The organism is Streptomyces sp. NBC_00286, from assembly GCF_036173125.1.
Classification (GTDB): Bacteria; Actinomycetota; Actinomycetes; order Streptomycetales; family Streptomycetaceae; genus Streptomyces.
The window spans coordinates 8,956,769-8,980,378 of sequence record NZ_CP108054.1; the positions used below are offsets into that span (position 1 = coordinate 8,956,769).

Consider the following 23,610-nt stretch of genomic DNA (forward strand, 5'->3'; position numbering starts at 1 on the left):
GGATCAACCTCCTGAACCCGCGCGGTTCACGCGGACGAGCAACCAGAGCAGGACCGGCGCGCCGAGCACGCCGGTGACGATTCCGACCGGCAGTTCCGTGCCGGAGATGAGCGTACGGGCGATGAGATCGCTGCCGAGGACCATCAGGGCGCCGGTCAGTCCCGAGGCGACGGGGGGCGGCCAGGCGGTGCCGGCCAGCCGCTGGGCGATCTGCGGCGCGGCGAGCGCCACGAAGGCGACGGGGCCCGCGGACGCGGTGGCGAAGGCGATCAGACCGACGCCGGTGAGCAGGATGGACAGGCGCACCAACTGCACCCGGGTGCCGAGGCCGGTGGCGACGTCGTCACCGAGCTGGAGGGTGCGCAGCAGCCGCCCGAGAAGCAGCGACGCCGGCAGCAGTACCGCCAGCACGATCGCGAGCGGGGTGACCTGGTCCCACGTACGGCCGTTGAGGTTGCCCACCAGCCAGCCGACGGCGGCCTGTGCCTCGAACCGTCCGCCCTTGGCCACCAGATAGTCGGTGGCGCTCGTGCAGATCCAGGCTACGCCGATGCCGATCAGGATGATCCGGTAGCCGGTGGTGCCGCGCCGCCAGGCCAGGGCGTACACGATCAGGGCGGTGGAGAGCGCGCCGACCAGTCCGAGGGCCTGGGTGCCGAGGCCGCCGTCCCAGCCGAGCACGATGCCCGCGACCACGGCGGTGCCCGCACCCTGGGTGAGGCCGATCATGTCGGGGCTGGCCAGCGGATTGCGGGTCATGGTCTGGAACAGCGCACCGGAGACGGCGAACGCGATCCCGGCCAGCAGACCGACGAGGGCGCGCGGCAGCCGCAGTTCCTGGACGACGAGGACGGTGCCGGGGTCGCCGGTGCCGACGAGGGCGCGTACGACATCGGCGAAGGCGATCGGGTAGTCGCCGATCGTCAGGCCCCAGCAGAACAGCAGGAAGGTGGCCGTGGCGAGCACGGCGCTCAGCGCCACCAGGCGGGGACGGAAGATCCCGGAGACCGGCGGGGCGGCCAGGCGGAAGGTGCGGTAGGAGCGGACGCGTTGGGGGGCCGGTGAAGTGCCGGATTCCAAGGGGGACTTGGTGAGGGTGGACTTCGAGTTGGCCATGGTCACACCTCCGCGAGCCGGCGTCGGCGGACCATGGCGATGAAGAACGGGCCGCCGATGAAGGCGACGACGATGCCCGCCTGGACCTCGGTCGGCCGTGCGACGAGCCGCCCGACGATGTCCGCGGCGAGCAGCAGACTCGGGGCGAGGACGGCCGACAGCGGCAGCAGCCAGCGGTGGTCGGGGCCGATCCCCGCCAACTGGGCGAGGACCCGGGCGACATGGGGGACCACCAGGCCGATGAAGACGATCGGGCCGATGACCGCGACGGCCGCACCGGTGAGCAGGGTGACGGCGGCGACGCCCTGTAGCCGGATCAGGCCGAGGTTTCGGCCGAGGGATGCCGCCACGTCCTCGCCGAGGGCCAGGCTGTTGAGGGCCGGCGCGCAGGCCAGGGCCAGAATGGTGCCGGCGGCGAGGAACGGCAGGATCCGCAGCACCGTGGCACCGTCCTGCTCGGCCATCGAACCGGCGGTGAAGAAGCGGTAGCGGTCCAGCGCGTCCGGGTCGGTCAGGACGATGGCGCTGGTGAGCGAGGAGAGCAGGAAGGTCACCGCGATTCCGGCGAGCGCCAGCTTCACCGGCGTCTGGCCGGAACGTCCAAGGCCGCCGAGCAGGTAGACCACGACGCTCGCCGCGAGCGCGCCCGCGAAGGCGAACCACACGTACCCGTAGAACGAGCCGAACCCGAACACCCCGACCGCCAGCACGATGGCGAACGACGCGCCCGCGCTGACGCCCAGGATCCCGGGGTCAGCGAGCGGATTGCGGGTCAGGGCCTGCATCAGGGCACCGGCCAGACCGAGGGCGGCGCCCGCTGCGAGGCCGAGCGTGGTGCGCGGCACCCGTGCCGACCAGACGATGTTGTCCACGAGCCGGCTCGGAGCGTCGCCGAACAGCGCCCGGATCACCTGGTCCGGCGGGACGTTGGCCGCGCCCAGCGCGAGCGACAGCAGACAGAGCACGACCAGAACAGCGCCGAGCAGCGCCACCAGCAGTACGGGGCGAAGTCTCTTGCCCCGCTTCACCGTTCGGTCTCCACGGACCCGACTCCCTTAGGTTAGGCAGACCTTAATCCTAGTCGTGAGCTTGGTGTCCGCGGGGATTGGGTCTTTTGGTTAGGTAATCCTTACCTTAGTATGACCTGCGGTCCTCCGGCAGAGCCGGTTCCGCACATCCGGGAGGCACGGTCAGCTGTGTCCGGTTTTGTAGAGCGTGTGTCTGGCATCGACGACAACGAAGTACAGGCTTTTTGGAGTCGACGGCTCGACCCGCTTCCTCAGGAGACAGCCCTCCCGGTCGATTTCCCGTATCCATTGCGGCCCGGCGGGGAACAAGGGGCGGTGAGCCGCCCGTTGGGAACCGCGGCCGACGAGGCGACGCTGCTGTCCGCGTACGTCGCGATGCTGCACCGCTACAGCGGCGCGCGGGACATCACCGTCGGGTACGACGGACTGCCGGTTCGCGTCGCCCTGGACGGCGGCACGGAGTTCACCGAGCTGGTGCGCCGGGTGGCCGAGGCCTGTGCCGAGGCCCGGGACCACCGGGTCGAACTGTCCACGCTCATCGCCCAGTTGCGCCCGGAGCCCACCCGTGGCGGCGGTCTGCTGTTCAACACGGGCTTCGGGGACAGCGGATCGGCCGGTCCGCTGGACGTCACGCTCGAAGTCATCGCAGGCGATGTCGCTGCGGACGTCTCTGACGGCGAAGTCTCTGCGGGCGAAGTCTCTGCGGGCGAAGTGCGCGTGACCTACCGTCAGGACCTGTTCGAGGCCGCCACCGCCGAGCGCATCGCGGACCACTACGCGACCCTGCTGGCCGATGCCCTCACCCGGCCGCACACTCCCATAGGCGAACTGGAACTGCTCGCCGCCGACGAGCACTACCGCATCGTCGAGGAGTGGAACGACACCGAGCACGACGTACCGGCGCGCACCTGGCCGGAGTTGTTCGCCGAGCAGGTGCGTCTGCGCCCGGACGCCGTCGCCCTCGTCTTCGAGGACACCCAACTGACCTACGCCGAGGTCGACGAGCGCGCCAACCGGCTGGCCCACGCTCTCCTCGCCCGCGGCGCCGGACCCGAACGGGTCGTCGCGCTCGCGGTGCCCCGCTCGGCCGAGCTGATCATCGCCGAGGTCGCCGTGCTCAAGTCCGGCGCCGCCTACCTGCCGGTGGACACCGACTACCCGGCGGACCGCATCTCCTACATGCTCACCGACGCGGCCCCCACCTGTCTGGTCACCACCACCGAGGCCGCCGCCGACATCCCGCCGAGCGAGGGCATGGACCGGCTGATCCTCGACGAGCCCGACACCGTACGGGAGCTGGGGCAGCGCCCGGCGCACGATCCCACCCCCGAAGCACTGTCCACCGGCAACGCCGCCTACGTCATCTACACCTCCGGCTCCACCGGCCGCCCCAAGGGCGTGGTCCTCTCACACGCGGGCGTCGCCAAGCTGGTCGCGACGCAGACCGAACGCTTCGGTATCGGCCCGCACAGCAGAGTGCTGCAGTTCGCCTCGCCCAGCTTCGACGTGGCGTTCTGGGACCTGTGCCTCGGACTGCTCTCCGGCGGCCGGCTCGTCGTCGTACCGACCGAGCGCCGGGTGCCGGGCGCGCCGCTCGCCGACTACGCGCACGCCCACGGCATCACCTTCATGATCCTCCCGCCGGCCCTGCTCGCCGCCATGCCCGAGGACATCGAACTGCCGCCCGCCACCCTCCTCGCGGGCACCGAACGCGTCTCGCCCGAGTTGGTCGGCCGTTATGCGCGCGGCCGGATGATGTTCAACGCGTACGGCCCGACCGAGGCGACCACCAACTCCACCCTCGGCCTCTGCGACCCCGACACCCCCGCCGGCACCATCGTGCCGATCGGCGTCCCCGACCCCGGGACCCGCGCCTACGTCCTCGACGCCCGGCTGAAGCCCGTCCCTGCGGGCGTGGCGGGCGAGCTCTACCTCGGCGGCGCGGGCCTGGCCCGCGGCTACCTGGGGCGGCCGGACCTGACGGCCGAACGGTTCGTCGCCGACCCCTTCGGGGCGCCCGGCGAGCGGCTGTACCGCACCGGCGACCTGGTGCGGTGGAAGGCCGACGGGCGCCTTGAGTTCCTCGGCCGGGCCGATTCCCAGGTGAAGATCCGCGGCTTCCGCATCGAACCCGGCGAGATCGAGTCCGTACTGCGCGGCCACCCGGCCGTGGACCAGGCGGCGGTCGTGGTGCGTGAGGACCGGCCCGGCGACCGCAGGCTGGCCGCCTATGTCGTGCCTTCCCTGGACGCCGAGGCGGCCGGGGGCGAGACCGAGCAGGTCCAGGAGTGGAAGGACCTGCACGAACTGCTCTACTCGGCGGCCGGATCCGAGGGCCGCCGGGACAACTCGGCGGGCTTCCGCGAGAACTTCGCGGGCTGGAACAGCATGTACGACGGCCTGCCCATCCCTGTCGACGAGATGCGCGAGTGGCGTGACGCCACCGTCGCCCGTATCGAGGAACTGACGCCCCGCCGGGTCCTGGAGATCGGCGTCGGCAGCGGACTGATCCTCTCCCGAGTCGCGCCCGGGTGTGAGGCGTACTGGGGCACCGACCTCTCCGAGGAGGCCGTAGGCGCCCTGCGCACCCAGGTCGAGGCCCTGCCGGAACTGGCCGACCGGGTCCGCCTGAGCGCCCAGCCCGCGCACGACACCTCCGGGCTGCCGAAGGGCTCCTTCGACACCGTCGTCATCAACTCCGTCGCCCAGTACTTCCCGAGCGCCGACTACCTCGCCGAGGTACTGGGTGCCGCCGCGGAACTGCTGGCGCCCGGCGGCCGGCTGTTCGTCGGTGACGTCCGCAACGCCCGTCTGCTGCGCTGCCTGCGCGCGGCCGTGGAGACCCGCCGCGCCGGCGACCCGGAGGACAAGCAGGCCTTGCGCACCGCCGTGGAGCGGTCGGTGGCCTGGGAGGGGGAGCTGCTGCTCGATCCCGACTTCTTCGCCGCGCTCGACGGCTTCGACGCCGACATCCGCGTCAAGCGCGGAGCCCATCACAACGAGCTGACCCGGTACCGCTATGACGTGGTGCTCACCAAGCGCGTCGCCGCCACTTCGGCTCCGGCTTCGGCCGAGGGCGACGAGATCGCGTGGGCCGACCTCGTCGGCTTGGACGACCTCGACGCCCGGTTGGGTGAGGGGCCTGACCTGCTCCGGGTCGTGGGCGTGCCGAACGTCCGGCTTGCCGAGGACCTGGCCGCGTTGGCGACCATGGACGGCCGCAGTCGCACCGTCACGTCCGCTGACGCGCCGGACCCGGAGGCGTTCCATGCCCTCGCATCCCGGCACGGGCACCGGGTCGCCGTCACCTGGAACGGCGCCGCCGACGACGGCAGCCTTGATGTGCTGTTCGCCCGCGGCGACGCCTCGTACGACGGCGCCCTCGGTGTTGCCTTCGACGGCCTGTACCGCCCGTCCGGCACGGTCCCGCACGCCAACCGCCCCGCGCCCTTCCGTGACGTGAACGCCCTGATGAGGGCGCTGCGTTCGTACGCGGCCGACCGGCTCCCGGAGTACATGGTCCCGGCCGCCGTCGTCCCCCTTGACCGCCTCCCGGTCACCCCCAGCGGCAAGCTCGACTCGGCCGCGCTGCCCACCCCCGACTACGGCGCTCTCAGCTCCGGCCGCCCGCCGCGCGACGCCCGTGAGGAACTGCTGTGCGCGGCCTACGCCGAGGTGCTCGGCCTGCGCTCGGTCACCATCGACGACGACTTCTTCGCCCTCGGCGGCGACAGCATCACCGCCATCCAGCTCCTCGTCCACGCCCGCCGGGCCGGGCTGCGGCTCAGCTCCCGCGACGTCTTCCGGCACCGTACGGTCGCGGCCCTCGCCGAAGCCGCCGACGTACGGACCGACACGCAGGACACCGAGCAGGACACTCCGCTACTCCGGCTCACGGAAGCCGAACTCGCCGAGCTGCAAGGTGAACACCCGGTCGCCGTCCAGGAGTTGCTCCCGCTGAGCCCGCTCCAGGAGGGCTTCTACTTCCACTCCCTCGTCGACGGCGCCGACCGCGACACGTACGTCGTCCAGCAGGCCCTCGAACTGTCCGGCCCGGTCGACGGCGAGACCCTGCGCCGGGCCGCCCAGCGCGTCCTGGAGCGGCACGCCCCGCTGCGCGCCTGCTTCCGCCAGCTCGCCGACGGCCGCCCGGTGCAGATCGTCACCGACGGGCTGGAGCTGCCCTGGCGCGAGGTGGACCTCTCCGAGCAGAACGCGGAGGCCCGGCCGACGCTCGCCGACGCCGTAGCCGCCGACGAACGTGCCCGGCGCTTCGACCTCGCCCGCCCGCCGCTGCTGCGCTGCGCGCTCGTACGGCTCGACGAGAACCGCAGCCGACTGCTGCTGACCTTCCATCACATCGTTGCCGACGGCTGGTCCCTGCCGGTGCTGCACCGCGAGCTGATGGCCTGCTATGGGGACACTCCGGCCGAACTGCCCGAGGTCGCGCCGTACGACGCGTATCTGCGCCGACTGGCCACCGCCGACCGTGACGCCGCCCGCGAGGCCTGGCGCACCGCCCTCGCCGGTCTCGACGAGCCCACGCGGCTGGTCGAGGCGCCCGCCGACGGTACGCCGATCGAGCCCGCCCAGGTGCGCGTCGAGCTGTCCGAGCAGGTCACCGCCCGCCTTGCGGCCCGTGCCCGGGAGCTCGGGGTGACCCTTGGCACGGTCGTGCAGAGTGCCTGGGGGCTGCTCATCGGGCGGCTGACCGCACGGCAGGACATGGTGTTCGGCACCACCGTCTCCGGACGCGACGCCGAGGTCGAGGGCATCGAGTCGATGGTCGGGCTGTTCATCAACACCCTGCCCACGCGCTTCCGTTGGGAGCCCGCCGACACTCTCGCCGAGCTGCTCGGCCGGCTCCAGGACGAGCAGGCGCGGCTCCTCGACCACCAGCACCTCGGCCTCGCGGAGCTTCAGCGGGTCGCCGGGCTCGCGGGCAGCGGCGAACTCTTCGACACCCTGGTCGTCTTCGAGAACTACCCGTCCGCGACCGGCCTCACCGACCCCTCCGGCGCCGTTCACGTCACGGGCCACGAGTTCCACGACGCCGTGCACTACCCGCTCGCCCTGATCGTGAAGCCGGGCCGCCGACTCGACCTGCGCCTCAAGCACCACGCCCAGCGGCTCGACGCCGAGAACGTGCACCGGATCGCAGACCGGCTCACCCGGATCCTGGACGCCCTCGCCGCCGACCCCGGGCAACCGGCGGCCAACCTGGAACTGCTCTCCGCGGAGGAACTGTCCCTCGCCCACCCGGCCGGCGAACGACGGGACGTGCCCGATACCACGCTGGCCGCCGCCTTCGAGAGCCAGGCCGCCCGCACCCCGCAGGCAACGGCCGTGGTGTACGAGAACGAGACGCTCTCGTACCGCGAACTCGACGCCCGTGCCGAGGAGTTGGCAGCACGGCTCCGTGCCCGGGGCGCCCGTCCCGGCGCGGTCGTCGCGGTCGCCGTACCGCGCTCGACGGAACTCATGGTCGCCCTGCTCGGCGTGCTCAAGTCCGGCGCCGCCTACCTCCCCATCGACGTGGACTACCCAGCCGACCGTGTGACGCACATGCTCACCGACTCGGGAGCGGCGACGGTCGTCACCACGACGGCCACCGCAGCCCTGCTGCCCGAAGTCCCCGGCCTCACACCGTTGTTGGTGGACACCCCGACCGAGTATGTGCCTGAAGCCCCGCCCGTCCCCGCGTGTCCTGACGACCCGGCCTACCTGATCTACACCTCCGGCTCAACCGGCCGTCCCAAGGGCGTGGTTGTCACCCATCGCGCCATCATCAACCGCCTGGCCTGGATGCAGGGTGAGTACCAACTTGCCCCCGACGACCGCGTGTTGCAGAAGACACCCGCCAGCTTCGACGTCAGTGTCTGGGAGTTCTTCTGGGCACTGTGCGAGGGCGCCGCGGTAGTGCTGGCGCGCCCCGACGGACACCGCGACCCGGCATACCTGGCCGAGTTGATCCGCGAACAGGGCGTCACCACCCTGCACTTCGTGCCCTCGATGCTCGAAGCCTTCCTGCAGTCCGAGGAGATCACCGCCGACCCGGCCTGGGCCGCCTCCCTGCGCCGTGTGTTCAGCAGCGGCGAGGCGCTGCCTGTCGCCGCCGTGTCCCACTGGCGCGAGCTCACCGGGGTACCGCTGCACAACCTGTACGGCCCCACCGAAGCCGCCGTCGACGTCACGTACCACCCGTACGACGGCGCACCCGGTACCACCGTGCCCATCGGCCGCCCGGTGTGGAACACCGGCCTGCGCGTGCTGGACTCCTGCCTGCGCCCCGTGCCCGAAGGCACCCCCGGCGAGCTGTACTTGACCGGCGTTCAGCTGGCGCGCGGCTACCACGCCCGCCCCGGCCTGACCGCCGAGCGGTTCGTGGCCGATCCGTACGGCGGGCCCGGCGAGCGCATGTACCGCACGGGTGACCTGGTGCGCCGCCGCGCCGACGGGACCGTCGAGTACCTGGGCCGCACCGACCGCCAGGTCAAGATCCGCGGCAACCGCATCGAACTCGGCGAGATCGAGGCCGCGTTGGGCCGACAGCCCGCCGTCGCCCAGGCCGCCGTCACCGTCGCGGGCAGCGCCCTGATCGCGTACGTCGTCCCCACCCGCGACGCCCGGCCGGAGCCCGCCGAACTCCAGGTCGCCCTCGCCGATTCGCTGCCCGCGCCCATGGTGCCCGGCGCCTATGTCGTCCTGGACGCCCTGCCGTTGACCCCCAGCGGCAAACTCGACCGGGCCGCACTGCCCGCGCCGCAGACCGTACGCGCCGAGGCGCGCGCCCCGCGCGACGAGCGCGAACGCGCCCTCACCGAGATCTTCGCGGCAGTGCTGAAGCTCGACGAAGTCGGCATCGACGACGACTTCTTCATGCTCGGCGGCGACAGCATCACCTCGATCGGCGTCTCCAGCCGCGCCCGCAGGGCGGGCCTGGAGCTGAACCCCCGGGACGTCTTCGAGCACCGCACCCCCGCGGCCCTCGCCGCCGCGGCCGTCCCCGTGGCCTCGGCCCGCACGCTGACCTCCGCCTTCTCCCTCACCGCCGAGGAGACAGAGCGCGTACACCGGCTCAGCCCGTACCCCATCGAGGACATCTGGCCGCTGGCCCCGCTCCAGGAAGGGCTGTTCTTCCACTCGACGTACGACGACAGCGCCCTGGACGTCTACACCGTCCACGAGTCGTTCGACTTCGCCACGCCCGTCGAGACGGACCGGCTGCGCACCGCGGCCCGCGTCCTGCTGGAACGCAACCCCAGCCTGCGCGCCGGGTTCACCAGCGAAGGCCTGCGTCAGCCGGTGCAGTTCATCGTGCGCGACCCGGAGATCCCGCTTCACGAGGTCGACCTGTCCGAGTTGCCCGTCGCCGAACAGGACGTGCGGCTGCGGGAGTTGATGGACGAAGAGCGCACCCGCCGCTTCGACCTGACCCGGCCGCTGCTGTTCCGGATGCTTCTCGTGCGGCTCGGCGAGGAGCGCGGTGACCGTCTGGTCGTCGGACGCCATCTGCTGCTGTGGGACGGCTGGTCGGCCTGGGTCTTCCTGGACCAGCTCTTCGCCCTGTACGAGTCCGGGGGCGACGCGAGCGCCCTGCCCGCGCCCGGCTCGTACCGCGACTACCTCACCTGGCTGGAGGCCCAGGACACCGCCGTCGCCACCCGCGCCTGGCGTACGGCCCTCGCCGGTCTGGACGAGCCCACCCTGCTCGCCGCCGCCGACCAGGGCCTGGAGCCGGACATCCCGGAGAGCCTGGACACCGCCCTCCCCGCGGACCTGGGTGAGCGGCTGCGCGACACCGCACGCCGGCACGGACTGACCCTCAACACGGTGCTCACCGCCGCCTGGGGCCTGACCCTCGCGAGCGCGACCGGCCGTACCGACGTCGTCTTCGGCACCACCGTCGCGGGCCGGCCGAGCGAGGTGCCGGACATCGAGAACGTCATCGGCATGTTCCTCAACACCGTCCCCGCCCGCATCGCCTACGACCCCGCCGAGCCCGTGCTCGGCCTGCTGCGGCGCGTCCAGGACGAACGCCTTGCCGTGATGCCGTACGAGTACCTGGGCCTGGGCGTCCTCCAGGCCGAGACCGGCCACCGCCGGCTGTTCGACACGCTCTTCGTGCTGCGCAACAGCGACACGGAGGAACGGCTCGCCGAACTGGCGGACCGGCACGGCGCCAGAGCTGTCGCCAACGTCGACGCGACGCACTATCCCGTGAACCTGGTCGTCACACCGGGGCAGCGCATCCAGGTCACCCTCACCCACCGGGCCGACGTCGTCGGTGGGCGGCAGGCCCAGGACCTGCTCGACCGCTTCACGCTGCTGCTGGAGCGGCTGGCCCACGACCTGGACGCCCCCGTGGGCGGCCTCGATCCGCTGCTGCCCGCCGAGCACGCCGAGTTGGAGCGCGAGCGGGCCGCGAGCCGTGTCCCCGACCCCGAGGACACCATCGCCGACCTCCTCGCAGCGCAGGCCGCCGCCACTCCCGAGGACACTGCGCTCGTCTTCGGCACCACGACGCTGTCGTACGCCGAACTCGACACCCGTATCAACCGCATGGCCCGGCTGCTGCTCGCCCGCGGTGCCGCGCCCGAGAAGGTCGTCGCCCTCGGGCTGCCCCGCTCCCTGGACATGGTCGTCGCCCTGTTCGCCGTACTGCGCACCGGGGCCGCGTATCTGCCGCTGGAGCTGGACTACCCCGACGACCGGCTCAGGGCGATGCTCGACGACGCCCGGCCCGCACTGATCCTCTCCACCGAAGCGGTCGCCGCACGACTGGAGGGGGCCGCCCCCGACAGCCCGCGCGTGCTGCTCGACGACCCGGCGGTGACCGCCGAACTCGCCGCGTTCTCGGGCGACTTGACGCGCCAGGTGTTCAGCCTGGAGCACCCGGCGTACGTCATCTACACCTCCGGCTCCACCGGCCGCCCCAAGGGCGTCGTCACGCCGTACCGCGGCCTGACCAATATGCAGCTCAACCACCAGCGGGAGATCTTCGAACCGGCCATCGCCTCGGCGGGCGGCCGTCGGCTCCGCATCGCGCACACGGTGTCCTTCGCCTTCGACATGTCGTGGGAGGAGCTGCTGTGGCTGGTCGAGGGGCATGAGGTGCACATCTGCGACGAGGAGCTGCGGCGCGACGCCGAAGCCCTGGTCGCGTACTGCGAAACGCATCGCGTGGACGTCGTCAACGTCACCCCCACCTACGCCCATCTCCTCATCGAGCAGGGCCTGTTGGAGGGCCACCGGCCGCCGCTGGTGCTGCTCGGCGGCGAGGCGGTCTCGGAGACGGTGTGGAACCGGCTGCGCGACACCGAGGGCACCTACGGCTACAACCTCTACGGGCCGACCGAGTACACCATCAACACCCTCGGCGGAGGCACCCTCGACAGCGCGACGCCCACCGTCGGGCGTCCGATCCGCGGGACCCGCGCCCACATCCTGGACGCCTGGCTGCGACCGGTTCCGGACGGTGTGCCCGGCGAGCTCTACATCGCCGGTATCGGCCTGGCCCGCGGCTACCTCGATCGGCCTGGCCTGACCGCCGGGCGTTTCGTCGCCGACCCGTTCGGCGAGCCCGGTGAGCGCATGTACCGCACCGGCGACCTGGTGCGCCGTCGCGCCGACGGCAACCTGGACTTCCTGGGCCGCACCGACGACCAGGTCAAGATCCGCGGCTACCGGGTGGAGCTCGGCGAGATCGAGACCGCGCTCGCCCAGCACCCCCGGGTGGCCCAGGCCGCCGTCCTCGTCCGCGACGACCGGCTCGTCGGCTACGTCGTCCCCGACCGCCCCACCGGCGGGGACCGGGACACCGCCGAGCGCGAACAGGTCGTCGAGTGGCAGGAGATCTACTCCGACGAGTACGAGGAGATCAGCACCGCCGTCTTCACCGAGGACTACGCGGGCTGGGACTCCTCGTACGACGGGCAGCCCATCCCCTTCGACCACATGCGGGAGTGGCGCGAGGCCACCGTCGAACGGATCGGTTCGCTGCGGCCCCGCCGGATCCTGGAGATCGGCGTCGGCTCGGGCCTGCTGCTGTCCCAGCTCGCTTCGCGGGCCGAGGCCTACTGGGCCACCGACTTCGCCGCCCCCGTCATCCGCAAGATCGGCGAGGACCTGCGCCAGGACCCGGAACTGGCCGCCAAGGTCACGCTCCGCGCCCAGCCCGCCGACGATCTCGACGGGCTGCCCGGCGACGGCTACTTCGACACGATCGTCATCAACTCCGTCATCCAGTACTTCCCGAGCATCGACTACCTCACGTCCGTGATCCGGGGCGCGATGGAGCTGCTCGCCCCCGGCGGCGCGCTCTTCGTCGGCGACGTACGCAACCTACGGCTCGCCCGCACCTTCCAGACGGAGATCCAGCTCGCGCGCGGCGTGAGCGGTGACGCCCTGGGCAGGGCCGTCGAGCGCGGGCTGCGCCTGGAGAAGGAACTCCTCGTCGACCCCGACTACTTCACCACCCTCGGCTACGGAGTCGACCTCCGCACCAAGCGCGCCCGCCACCACAACGAGCTGAGCCGCTACCGCTATGACGCCGTTCTGTACGCGGGCGATCCTGCCCTGCGTCTCGACGACGTCCCGGCCGTCGACTTCACCGGGGACCTCGACCTGGCGGAGCTCGTCGCCACGGCCCCGCTGCGTCTCGCCGGTATCCCCGACGCCCGTATCGGAGCCGACGGGGGAGTGGACCCGCAGACGCTGCACGACCTCGGTGCCGAGCGCGGTCACCGCGTGCTGACCACGTGGTCCCGCGAAGTGGGCACGTACGACGCCGTGTTCCTGGCCGATGACGGCCGTGACGGCGGCGGGGCTGCTGACGCTCCCGGGCTGACCGCCGGGCTGTATCACCCCGGCGGCGGGGAAGCCCCGTACGCCAACGAACCGACCGCCGCGCGCGACGCGAACAGCCTGGTCCGGCAGCTCCGCGACGACCTCAAGCAGCGGTTGCCCGACTACATGGTCCCGGCCGCCTTCGTCACCCTCGACCGGCTGCCCATGAACGACAACGGCAAGCTGGACGTTCGGGCCCTGCCCGAGGCCGAACCGGCCGTCGCGCTCGGCACCGGACGAGGGCCGCGTACTCCCGAGGAGGAGGTGCTCTGCCGGCTCTTCGCGGAGGTCCTCGGACTGCCCGAAGTCGGCGCCGAGGACGGCTTCTTCGACCTCGGCGGCCACTCCCTGCTCGCCACCCGGCTGATCAGCCGGGCCCGCACCGAACTGGGCGCCGAACTGGCGATCCGCGACCTCTTCGAGGCCCCGACTCCGGAGCTGCTCGCCGCCCGCGCCGACGGCGGACGTCCTGCCCGCCCGGCCGTCGCGCCTGTCGCCGACCGGCCCGAGCGCATCCCGCTGTCGGCCGCCCAGCGGCGGCTGTGGCTGGTGGAACAGATCACCGGCAGCGGCGTCGCGTACAACTTCCCGCTGGTCTTCCGGCTCCGCGGCGAACTCGACCTGGACGCGCTGCGATCCGCCCTGCGGGACGTGGCCGCCCGGCACGAGGCGCTGCGCACCGTGTTCCTCGAGGAGGACGGGGAGCCGTACCAGCGGATCGTCCCGGCGGACGAGAGCGAACCCTCGTTCACCGTCACGGACTGCCCGGACGAAGACGCTCTACCCACCCTCATCGAGACGGCCCAGCGCCGACCCTTCGACCTCAGCCGTGAACTCCCGCTGCGCTGCGAGGTGTTCCGGATCACTCCGGCCGACCATGTCGTGGCCGTGGTCCTGCACCACATCACCACCGACGAGTGGTCCGACCGGCCGTTCCTGGCCGATCTCAACACCGCGTACGCGGCGCGCACGGCAGGGGACGCACCGAACTGGGCGCCGCTGCCGGTGCAGTACGCCGACTACACCCTCTGGCAGGAACAGCTGCTCGCCCAGGTCGGCGAGGCCCAACTCGCCTACTGGTCCGAGACGTTGCGCGGCCTCCCCGAAGAGCTGACGCTCCCGCTGGACCGGCCCCGCCCCGCCGAGCCCACCGGGCACGGCGGCACGGTCCGTCACGAGGTCCCCGCCGAGGTGGGCCGGGCGCTGCGCGAACTGTCCGGCGAGAGCGGCACCAGCATGTTCATGCTGCTCCAGGCGGCCACCGCGGCCCTGCTGCACCGACTCGGCGCGGGCGAGGACATCCCGCTCGGCGCACCGATCGCGGGCCGCACGGACAGCGGCCTCGACGACCTGGTCGGCTTCTTCGTCAACACGCTCGTCCTGCGCACCGACCTGTCCGGCGGCGGAGAGCTGACCTTCCGCCAACTCCTGGGCCGGGTACGGGAGTCGGCACTCGCGGCGTACGAGCACCAGGACCTGCCCTTCGACCGGGTGGTGGAAGCCCTCAACCCGCCGCGCGTGGCGGGCCGCAACCCGCTGTTCCAGGTGATGCTGGGCTACCACCACCGCCCCGACGGCGACCCCGACCTGCTGGGCCTGCCCACCGAGTGGTCCGACATGGACACCGGCATGGCCAAGTTCGACCTCGACTTCACCTTCGTGGACGAGGGCGAGCAGAGCGGCCGGATCATCCTGCTGCTCGAGTACGCCACCGATCTCGTCGACCCGGACACGGCCGAACTGCTCGCCGAACGCCTGGTCCTGCTGCTGCGGCAGGCCGCCACAGCCCCGGACGAGGCGATCGGCGCGTACGACGTACTGACCGCCGCCGAGCGGGACGCCGCCACCGGCGCCTGGAACGACACCGCCCACCCGCTCGAGACCCGTGCGGTGCCCGAGGTGTTCGCCGACACCGCACGCGCCTGCCCGGACCGCACCGCCCTCGTCACCGGCACCGGACGGATGACCTTCGCCGAACTCGCCGACCGCGTGAACTCCGTCGCCGCCCTGCTGCAACAGCGCGGCGTCACCGAGGACGACGTGGTGGGCCTCGCCCTGCCCCGGCACGATATGGTGCCCGCGATCCTCGGCGTGCTCACGGCCGGCGCGGCATATCTCCCGCTGGACCCGGAACTCCCGGCCCACCGCCTTGAGTTCATGCTCGGTGACGCGGCACCCGTGTGCCTGCTGACCACGTCCGAGCTGGCGGACCGGCTGCCGACGACACCCGCCGTGGAGCGGCTGTTGCTGGACGGCCCGCTGCCCGCCTCCACGGAGGCTGAGCCGCGTACGTATGCCGCGCGGGCAGCCGCGTCCGCGTACACGATCTACACGTCCGGCTCTACCGGCCGCCCCAAGGGCGTCATCGGCACCCACCGGGGCCTGAGCAACCTTTACGGCTCGCATCTGCGGGATCTGATGGCACCGGCCGTACGGGACACCGGGCGGGACGCGTTGCGTGCCGTACACGCTGCTTCGTTCAGCTTCGACGGCTCCTGGGAGCCGCTCCTCTGGCTGCTCGCGGGCCACGAACTCCACGTGGTCGACGAGGGCACGATGCTGGACCCGGCCGCGTTGCTGGCCTACCTGGACGACCGGAGCATCGACTTCGTCGACCTCACTCCCACCTATCTGCGGGAGTTGCTGCACCACGGCTTCCTCGACCCCGGCAGCCGCGTTCCCGCCGTCATCGCCGTCGGCGGCGAGGCCACACCGGCGGCACTCTGGCGTCGGCTGACCGAGCTGCCGGGCACGGCCGTCCATGATCTGTACGGGCCGACGGAATGCGCGGTCGACGCGTACGGCTGGCACGGAGGGGAGTCCGGTGACGCCCCGTGGGCGGCCCCGCTCGACAACATCCGCGCCCATGTGCTCGACGAACGACTGCGGCCGACCCCTGTCGGCGTACCCGGCGAGCTGTATCTGGCGGGCGAAGGCCTCGCTCGCGGCTACCTGGGACGCCCGGCGCTGACCGCCTCCCGCTTCGTGGCGAACCCGTACGACGCGACCGGTGAGCGCATGTACCGCACCGGGGACCTGGTGCGCCGCCGCTCCGACGACACCCTGGAGTTCCTCGGCAGGGCCGACGACCAGATCAAGCTGCGCGGCTTCCGGATCGAGCCGGGCGAGATCGAAGCCGTCGTGACCGCGCACCCGGACATCTCCGCGACGGCCGTGGTCGTCCGCGAGGACGCGCCCGGCGAGCGGCGGTTCGTCGCGTACGTGGTCCCCGTGCCCGGCCGCACGCCCGAACCGGCGGCCCTGCGCAGCCATGTGGCCGCCGCACTGCCCGAGCACATGGTCCCCGCTGCCTTCGTCGCACTCGACGCGCTGCCGCGCACCATCAGCGGCAAGCTCGACCAAGCCGCGCTGCCCGCCCCGGACTTCACGGCGGCGGTCGCCGGACGGCTGCCGCGCAGCCCGCGCGAGGAGATCCTCTGCGAGCTGTTCGCGGATGTCCTGGGTCTGGAACGGATCGGCGTCGACGACGACTTCTTCGCGCTCGGCGGCCACTCCCTCGTGGCCATGCGGCTGGTCGGCCGCGTCCGGGCCGCACTTGGTACGGAGGTCTCGCTGCGCACGGTGTTCGAGGCGCCCACGGTGGCCCGCCTGGCCGAGCGACTCAAGGGCGGGCGGACGGATGCTCTTCCCGCCCCGCCCGTGCTCGCTCCTGCCGAGAGGCCGGAGCGGCTGCCGCTGTCCTTCGCCCAGCAGCGGCTGTGGGTGCTGTACCGGGTGGAGGGCCCCAGCCCCACGTACAACATCCCGATCGTCTGGCGGCTTTCCGGAGCGCTGGACACGGACGCGCTCCAACTCGCCGTCGACGACCTGGTCGCCCGGCACGAGCCGCTGCGCACCGTCTTCCCCGAACAGGACGGCCGCGCCCACCAGTTGATCCTCGAGCCGGAGCAGGCCGGGATCGAGGTCGAGGTCATCCGCACCAGCGAGGACGAGCTGGACGGGCGGCTCGTCGAAGCCGCCGAGTACGGCTTCGAGTTGGACCGTGAACCCCCGCTGTGCGTCCGCCTGTTCCAGGTCGCCGACGACGAACACGTACTGCTGCTCCTGCTCCACCACATCGCGGGCGACGAGTGGTCGGACCGGCCGCTCACCCGGGACCTGGCCGAGGCCTACGAGGCACGGGCCGCGGGCCGCGTTCCGGAGTGGGCACCCCTGCCCGTCCAGTACGCCGACTTCGGCCTGTGGCAGCGGGCGATGCTCGGCGACGAGAAGGACCCGGCCAGCCTGGCCTCACGCCAACTCGCCTTCTGGCAGCGGACCTTGGCCGGACTCCCCGAGGAGCTCGCGCTCCCCGCCGACCGGCCGCGTCCGCTGGAGGCCAGCTACCGCGGTGGGACCGTGGACATGCCGCTGGACCCGCGGCTTGCGGCGGAGCTGCGCGAACTGGCCCGGACGGGCAACGTCAGCATGTTCATGGTCGTCCAGGCCGCGGTGGCGGCGCTGCTGACCCGGCTCGGCGCCGGTACGGACATTCCGATCGGCAGCCCGATCGCCGGTCGCACCGACGAGGCGCTGGAGGACCTGGTCGGGTTCTTCCTCAACACGCTGGTGCTGCGCACCGACACCACGGGCGACCCCACCTTCCGCGAACTGCTCGGCCGCGTACGGGAGACGGATCTCGCCGCGTTCGACCACCAGGACGTGCCGTTCGAGCGGGTGGTCGACGCGCTCAGTCCCGCTCGCTCGCTCGCGCGGCACCCGCTGTTCCAGGTCATGGTCGTCTACCTGGCCGCGGGCGGTGACGAGGACGGCTTCGCCGGGCTGCGCTCGCGGCGGGAGGAGATCGGCCAGACGACTGCCAAGTTCGACCTCTCCTTCGACTTCGTGGAGCGGGCCGACGGCGAGGGCGTCGACGGAGTCCTGGAGTACAGCACCGACCTGTTCGACCACGCGACCGCAGAGGCCGTCGCCGAACGGCTTAGCCGCCTGCTGCGCACGGTAGTTGAGGCCCCCGACACCCCGATCACCCGCATCGACGTCCTCGGCGCCGCCGAACGCCGGCGGATCCTCACCGAGTGGAACGACCGGCCCGCACTCGCCCCGCCCACCACCGTCCCGGCCCTCTTCGAGCGGCAGGCCGAACTCTCCCCGGACGCCCCCGCCGTGGCCTCCGACGGCATCCGGCTGACCTTCGCCCAGCTGAACGCCAAGGCCAACCGGCTCGCCCGGCTACTGGTCGCGCAAGGCGCGGGACCGGAGCGGATCGTCGCCCTGGCGCTGCCCCGTACCGCCCGCACCCTGCTCGCCATCCTGGCGGTGCAGAAGGCCGGTGCCGCCTATCTGCCGCTCGACCCGGACGCCCCGGCGGGCCGTACCCGCGACATGCTCGACGACGCCCGCCCGGTGCTGGTCCTCACCACGAAGGAGCTCGCCCCGCAGTTGCCCCCGGACGGTCCGCCGACGCTGCTCCTCGACGACCCGCGAACCACAGAACTGCTCGCGGGCGAGAGCCCTGCCAACCTGCTCGACACCGACCGCACCACCCCGCTGACGCCGCGCCAACCGGCCTACGTCATCTACACCTCCGGATCCACCGGGCGCCCCAAGGGAGTTGTCGTCACCCACGAGACCGTGGGCAACCTCTTCCACAGCCACCGCGAGACGCTGTACGCACCGGCCAAGGCCATCACCGGGCGGCAGCATCTGCGGGCCGGACACGCCTGGGCGTTCTCCTTCGACGCCTCCTGGCAGCCGCAGCTGTGGCTGCTCGACGGGCACTGCGTCCATGTGGTGTCGGACGAGACCCGCCGCGACCCCGAACTCCTCTCCGCGGCCGTCGTCGAGCACGGCTTCGACTTCCTGGAGGTCACGCCGTCGTTCTTCGCGCAGATGGCGGAGACGGGGCTGGTCCGCGAGGACGGCAGCTGCCCGCTCGCCGTCGTCGGCGTCGGCGGCGAGGCCGTGCCGGGGGCGCAATGGGAGCGGCTCGGGCAACTGCCCGGCACCGAGGCGTTCAACCTGTACGGGCCCACCGAGTCCACCGTCGACGCCCTGGTGGCGCGGGTCCGCGACAGCGACCGGCCGCTCGTCGGCCGGCCCGTGGCGGGAACCCGGGCATACGTACTCGACGACCTGCTGCAGCCCGTACCGCCCGGCGTCACGGGCGAGCTCTACCTGGCCGGCGGCGGCCTGGCCCGCGGCTACCTGGGCCGCCCCGCGCTGACCGCCGAACGCTTCGTCGCCGACCCGTTCGGGCCGCCCGGCTCCAGGCTGTACCGGACCGGCGACCTGGCGCGCTGGACCGCCGACGGACAGCTCGACTACCTCGGCCGCGCCGACGACCAGGTGAAGATCCGCGGCTTCCGCATCGAACCCGGCGAGATCGAGTCCGTGCTCTCCTCCCACCCCGACGTCGCCCAAGCCGTGGTGACGGTGCGCCAGGAGGGCCCGCGGAAACTGCTGGTGGCGTACGTCGTTCCGGTCGCCGGACGGCTCCCCGACGCAGGGCGGCTGCGGGCGCACGTAGGCGGACAGTTGCCGGACTACATGGTCCCGGCCGCCGTCGTACTCCTGGACCGGCTGCCCGCACTGGCCAACGGCAAGCTGGACCGGGCCGCCCTGCCCGCCCCGGACTTCAGCGCCGTCTCCAGCGGCCGGGCGCCCAGTACGGAACTCGAGAAGACCCTGTGCGGCGTCTTCGCCGACGTACTGGGACTCGACCGAGTCGGCGTCGACGACGACTTCTTCACACTCGGCGGCGACAGCATCGTGGCCATGCAGCTCGTGAGCAGGGCCCGGGCGGCGGGCGTGCGGATCACGCCGCGCCTGGTGTTCCGGCACCGTACGGTCGCGGCTCTCGCCGAGGTGGCCACGGCTGCCGGACCCGAGGCCGCCGGTGCCCGCCCGGCCGACGACGGCATCGGCACCGTGCCACTGACGCCGGTCATGCACTGGCTGCGCGAACTCGGCGGCTCCTTCAAGGGCTACCACCAGGCCGCCCTGGTCCGGACGCCCGCCGCCCTGGACCGGCCGAAGCTGGCCGCCGTGCTGCGGGCCCTCGCCGACCGGCACGCCATGCTGCGCGGCACGCTGGTCCGTACGGGAGATACGGGAGATACGGGAAGCACGGCAACCGACGACTGGACCATCGAGGTCCCGGGCCCGGACGCCGTGGACATCGAGGCTTGGATCGAGCGGGTTGACGTCCGCGCGCTGGACGGTGAGGCGCTGCGGACGGTGGTCGCGGAACGCGCCCATGCCGCCCGCGCGACGCTCGACCCGGACGCCGGCGCCATGGTGCGGGCCGTGTGGTTCGACGCGGGCGGTGAGCCGGGCAGGCTGCTCCTGATGGCCCACCACCTCGTCACCGACGGCGTCTCCTGGCGCGTCCTGCTGCCCGACCTGGCCGCCGCCTGGCAGGACGTCGCGGCCGGGCGCCCGGCGGAACTGCCGCCCGTCGACACCTCCTTCCGCACCTGGTCGCGCAAGCTGGCCGAGCTGGCCCAGGACCCGGCCCGCGAGGCGGAACTGCCGTTCTGGACCGGCGTGTTCGACGGCGCCGCGCCCTTCCCGCTGGACCGGCCGCTCGACCCGGACCGCGACACCGTCGGCACGGTACGGGAGCTGGCGCTGCGTCTGCCCGCAGACCAGACGGGCCCGCTGCTCTCGGCCGTGCCCGCCGCCTTCGGCGCGAACGTCAACGACGTCCTGCTCACCGGCCTCGGCCTCGCCGTCGCCGACTGGCGACGGCGTCACGGAGACGGCTCGGCGGGCCCGGTCCTCGTCGACCTCGAAAGCCACGGCCGCGAGGAGGAGTTGGCGGGGGACGCCGATCTGTCGCGTACGGTCGGCTGGTTCACCAGCGTCTTCCCGGTCCGCTTGGACACCGGCCTCGCCGACCTGGACGACGCGCTCCAGGGCGGCCCGGCCGCGGACGAGGCGGTGGCCGCGGTACGCCGGCACCTCGGCTCGCTGCCCGCGAACGGCGTCGGCTACGGCATGCTGCGCCACCTCAACCCCCGTACGGCACCCGTCCTCGCCGCCTTCGAGACGCCGGCGATCGAGTTCAACTACCTCGGCCGGTTCGGCATCCCCGAGGACACGGACTGGTCGTACGCCCCCGAGGAGGACGACGCGGACATCGGCGCCGAACCGGAGATGCGGGAGGGCCACGCCCTCGGCATCAACGTCGTGACCGAGGACCGCGCAGACGGCCCCGTCCTGGCCGCCCACTGGTCCTGGCCCGAAGCCGTACTGACGGAGAAAGCCGTACGCGACCTGGCCGAGACCTGGTTCCGCGCCCTGAAGGCCCTGGTCACCCGCACCCAGAACCGTCCCTGACCCCATGGCCCAATAGCCCCTTGCCCCCGAGCCCCGCACCCAGGAGGATCACCGCATGAGCAGCGGCAACACCAACCCGTTCGAGAACCCCGACGGCGTCTACTCCGTACTCGTCAACGACGAGGGCCAACACAGCCTGTGGCCCGACTTCGTGGACGTCCCGGCGGGCTGGACCGTCGTCCACGGCCCCGGCCCGCGTCAGGAGTGCCTCGACTACATCGAGATGAACTGGACCGACATGCGGCCCACGAGTCTCGTCGAGCGGATGGAGCGGACCGGCTGACCCCGATGCTCAGCACCAGACTCACCAACGCGCACGTCCTGACCATGGACCCTGACCACCCGGTCGCCCACGACGTGGGCATCTGGGAGGGCCGGATCGTAGGCCTGGACGAGGCGGTGACCGGGCTGCCCGCGCGCCGGGTAGTGGATCTGCAGGGCGCGACCGTGCTGCCCGGGTTCATCGACAGCCATGTGCACCTGGCATGGACCGGCTTCAAGGCGAACACCCCGAGCGTGGCACCCTGCACGTCGGCCGAGGACGTGCTCGGGGTCGTCGCCGCCACTGTCGCGGGCACGCCGCCCGGCGGCTGGGCGCAGCTCGTGGGGTACGACCAGCGGGCCCTCGGCCGCCATCTGACCGCCGCCGAACTGGACAAGGTCAGCGAGGGGCGCAAGGTCTACCTGCTGCACGACTCCGGACACGGCTGTGTGGTCAACACCGAGGTCCTGGACCTGCTGCCCGCCGAAGTGCCGCACGAGGACGGCTTCCTCGCCGAACAGGCCATGGGAGCCGCACGGGCGCTGCGACTGCCGTACTCCCAGGAGGAGTTGGCGACCGCGATCGGGCGCGCCGCCCGGGTCTGTCTCGCCGAGGGCGTGACCGCCTGCGCCGAGGCGGGCATCGGCGGCGCCCTGTTCGGGCACAGTCCGGTCGAGCTGGGCGCCTACCAACTCGCCCGCGACCAAGGGCAGTTGCCGCTACGAGTGCAGCTCATGGTGGCCGCGGACCGGCTGAAGGCGGTGGCCGCGCACGAGGACGACGGCATCCCGCGCGCCCTCGACCTCGGCCTGCGCACCGGCTTCGGGGACGAATGGCTCTCCGTTGGCGCGCTGAAGATCTACACCGACGGCGGCATGATGGCCCGTACGGCCGCACTGAGCAGCCCGTACGAAGGCCTGGACCACGCCGGCCAGTTGCAGGACGACCCCGAGGCGCTCGCCGACACGATCGTGGCCGGCCATCTCGGCGGCTGGCAGCTCGCCGTCCACGCCATAGGCGACCGCGCGGCCGACGTCGCCCTGGACGCCCTGGAACGGGCGCATCACCTCCGGCCGCGACCGGGCGCGCGGCACCGCATCGAACACGCGGGACTGATCCGGCCCGACCAGCTGTCCCGCATGGCGCGGCTCGGCGTGAGCGCCGTGGTCCAGCCGAACTTCCTGCGCTACTTCGGCGACGACTACGCCTCGATCATGGGCGAGGAACGGGCGCCGTGGATGTACCGGGGGAGGGGTTTCCTCGAGCACGGCATCACGCTGGTGGGCAGCTCCGACCGGCCCGTCGCGGACGGATCGCCGCTGCGGGCCGTCCAGTTCATGGTCGAACGGGCCTCGGAGTCGGGCCAGCTCATCGGCCCGGATGAGTCCGTCACCGTCGACGAGGCGCTGCGCGCGTACACCGTCGGCGGGGCCTACGCCTGCCACTGGGACTCCGTCGCGGGCACGCTCACTCCCGGCAAACGCGCCGACCTGGTCGTACTGGGCGACGACCCGAGGCGGGTCGACACCTCGCGCATCGGGGACATCGAGGTGGTGACGACGTTCGTCGACGGCCGGGAGAGCGACGACTAACCCGGACGCCGCTGCTCGTGTACGGGCCGCACCGCCGCCGAGGCATCATGCGCGGCCCTGCCGTGCAGGAGTTCGCGCAGCAGCTGGTTCGTGGTGCACACGACGCCCGTACGCGCGATCCAGCGCAGCGCCATGGCGTGGTCCTCGGCGGAGAAGTCCGCCACGGCGTCGGCCACGACGAACGGCTCGATGTCGTGCATGAAGGCGTCCGCCGCCGTCAATGGGATACAAGTCGACGACTGGTAATCCCATGGCGAAGCCCTCCCTGGCACGCCGGGCTCAATCAGTAAGGCTAGCCTAACCTAATGAGGGGCTGTAGTCGCGGGGTTTGTCCCGCGACTACAGCCCCTGTCCGATCTGCCCCGCGCCCCTTAAAGGAGGCCGCAGGCCTTCCTTTAAGGGGCGCGGGGCTGTGTCAATTTGCGGCTCCGCCGCGTGGGCGCGACCAGCCACAACCAACCCG

Annotated in this window: 5 protein-coding genes and 1 pseudogene; 3 read left to right on the forward strand and 3 right to left on the reverse strand. The window is 72.2% G+C overall.

Features of this window, described 5'->3' with window-relative positions; translation table 11 throughout:
* Positions 1-3: 3 nt before the first annotated feature.
* Together OHT21_RS40515 and OHT21_RS40520 are read right to left on the reverse strand one after the other, a co-directional pair.
* Positions 4-1,116 carry a FecCD family ABC transporter permease gene (locus OHT21_RS40515; protein ID WP_328773226.1) on the reverse strand — a complete coding sequence of 371 codons (1,113 nt, stop codon included), beginning with the start codon at positions 1,114-1,116 and terminating at the stop codon, positions 4-6.
* Between the two features lie 2 nt (positions 1,117-1,118).
* Positions 1,119-2,144, reverse strand: a complete 1,026-nt coding sequence (locus OHT21_RS40520) for a FecCD family ABC transporter permease (RefSeq protein ID WP_328773227.1) — start codon at positions 2,142-2,144, stop codon at positions 1,119-1,121.
* A gap of 111 nt (positions 2,145-2,255) precedes the next feature.
* Between OHT21_RS40520 and OHT21_RS40525 the strand changes: the two genes are divergently transcribed.
* Genes OHT21_RS40525 through OHT21_RS40535 form a run of 3 tightly spaced genes read left to right on the forward strand, consistent with a single transcriptional unit; the run spans position 2,256 to position 23,147 of the window.
* Positions 2,256-21,293 (forward strand): amino acid adenylation domain-containing protein, encoded by a 19,038-nt coding sequence (locus tag OHT21_RS40525; protein WP_443050552.1) that lies wholly within the window; start codon positions 2,256-2,258, stop codon positions 21,291-21,293.
* 55 nt (positions 21,294-21,348) lie between these two features.
* Positions 21,349-21,576: an MbtH family protein gene (locus OHT21_RS40530; RefSeq protein WP_328773228.1), complete on the forward strand. Its 228-nt coding sequence runs from the start codon at positions 21,349-21,351 to the stop codon at positions 21,574-21,576.
* A 5-nt stretch (positions 21,577-21,581) separates the two neighbouring features.
* Positions 21,582-23,147 carry an amidohydrolase gene (locus OHT21_RS40535; RefSeq protein ID WP_328773229.1) on the forward strand — a complete coding sequence of 522 codons (1,566 nt, stop codon included), beginning with the start codon at positions 21,582-21,584 and terminating at the stop codon, positions 23,145-23,147.
* Here the strand turns inward: OHT21_RS40535 and OHT21_RS40540 are convergent.
* Positions 23,144-23,374 (reverse strand): annotated as a pseudogene (locus OHT21_RS40540) (isochorismatase family protein); the annotation flags it as partial. The gene OHT21_RS40535 and the pseudogene OHT21_RS40540 overlap by 4 nt on opposite strands.
* Positions 23,375-23,610 lie beyond the last annotated feature (236 nt).

Bases quoted from the DNA above. Each gene is read 5' to 3' on its own strand.
- OHT21_RS40515 (WP_328773226.1), bottom strand. From the start codon at position 1,116: ATGGCCAACTCGAAGTCCACCCTCACCAAGTCCCCCTTGGAATCCGGC.
- OHT21_RS40525 (WP_443050552.1), top strand. From the start codon at position 2,256: ATGACCTGCGGTCCTCCGGCAGAGCCGGTTCCGCACATCCGGGAGGCA.
- OHT21_RS40535 (WP_328773229.1), top strand. From the start codon at position 21,582: ATGCTCAGCACCAGACTCACCAACGCGCACGTCCTGACCATGGACCCT.
- OHT21_RS40530 (WP_328773228.1), top strand. From the start codon at position 21,349: ATGAGCAGCGGCAACACCAACCCGTTCGAGAACCCCGACGGCGTCTAC.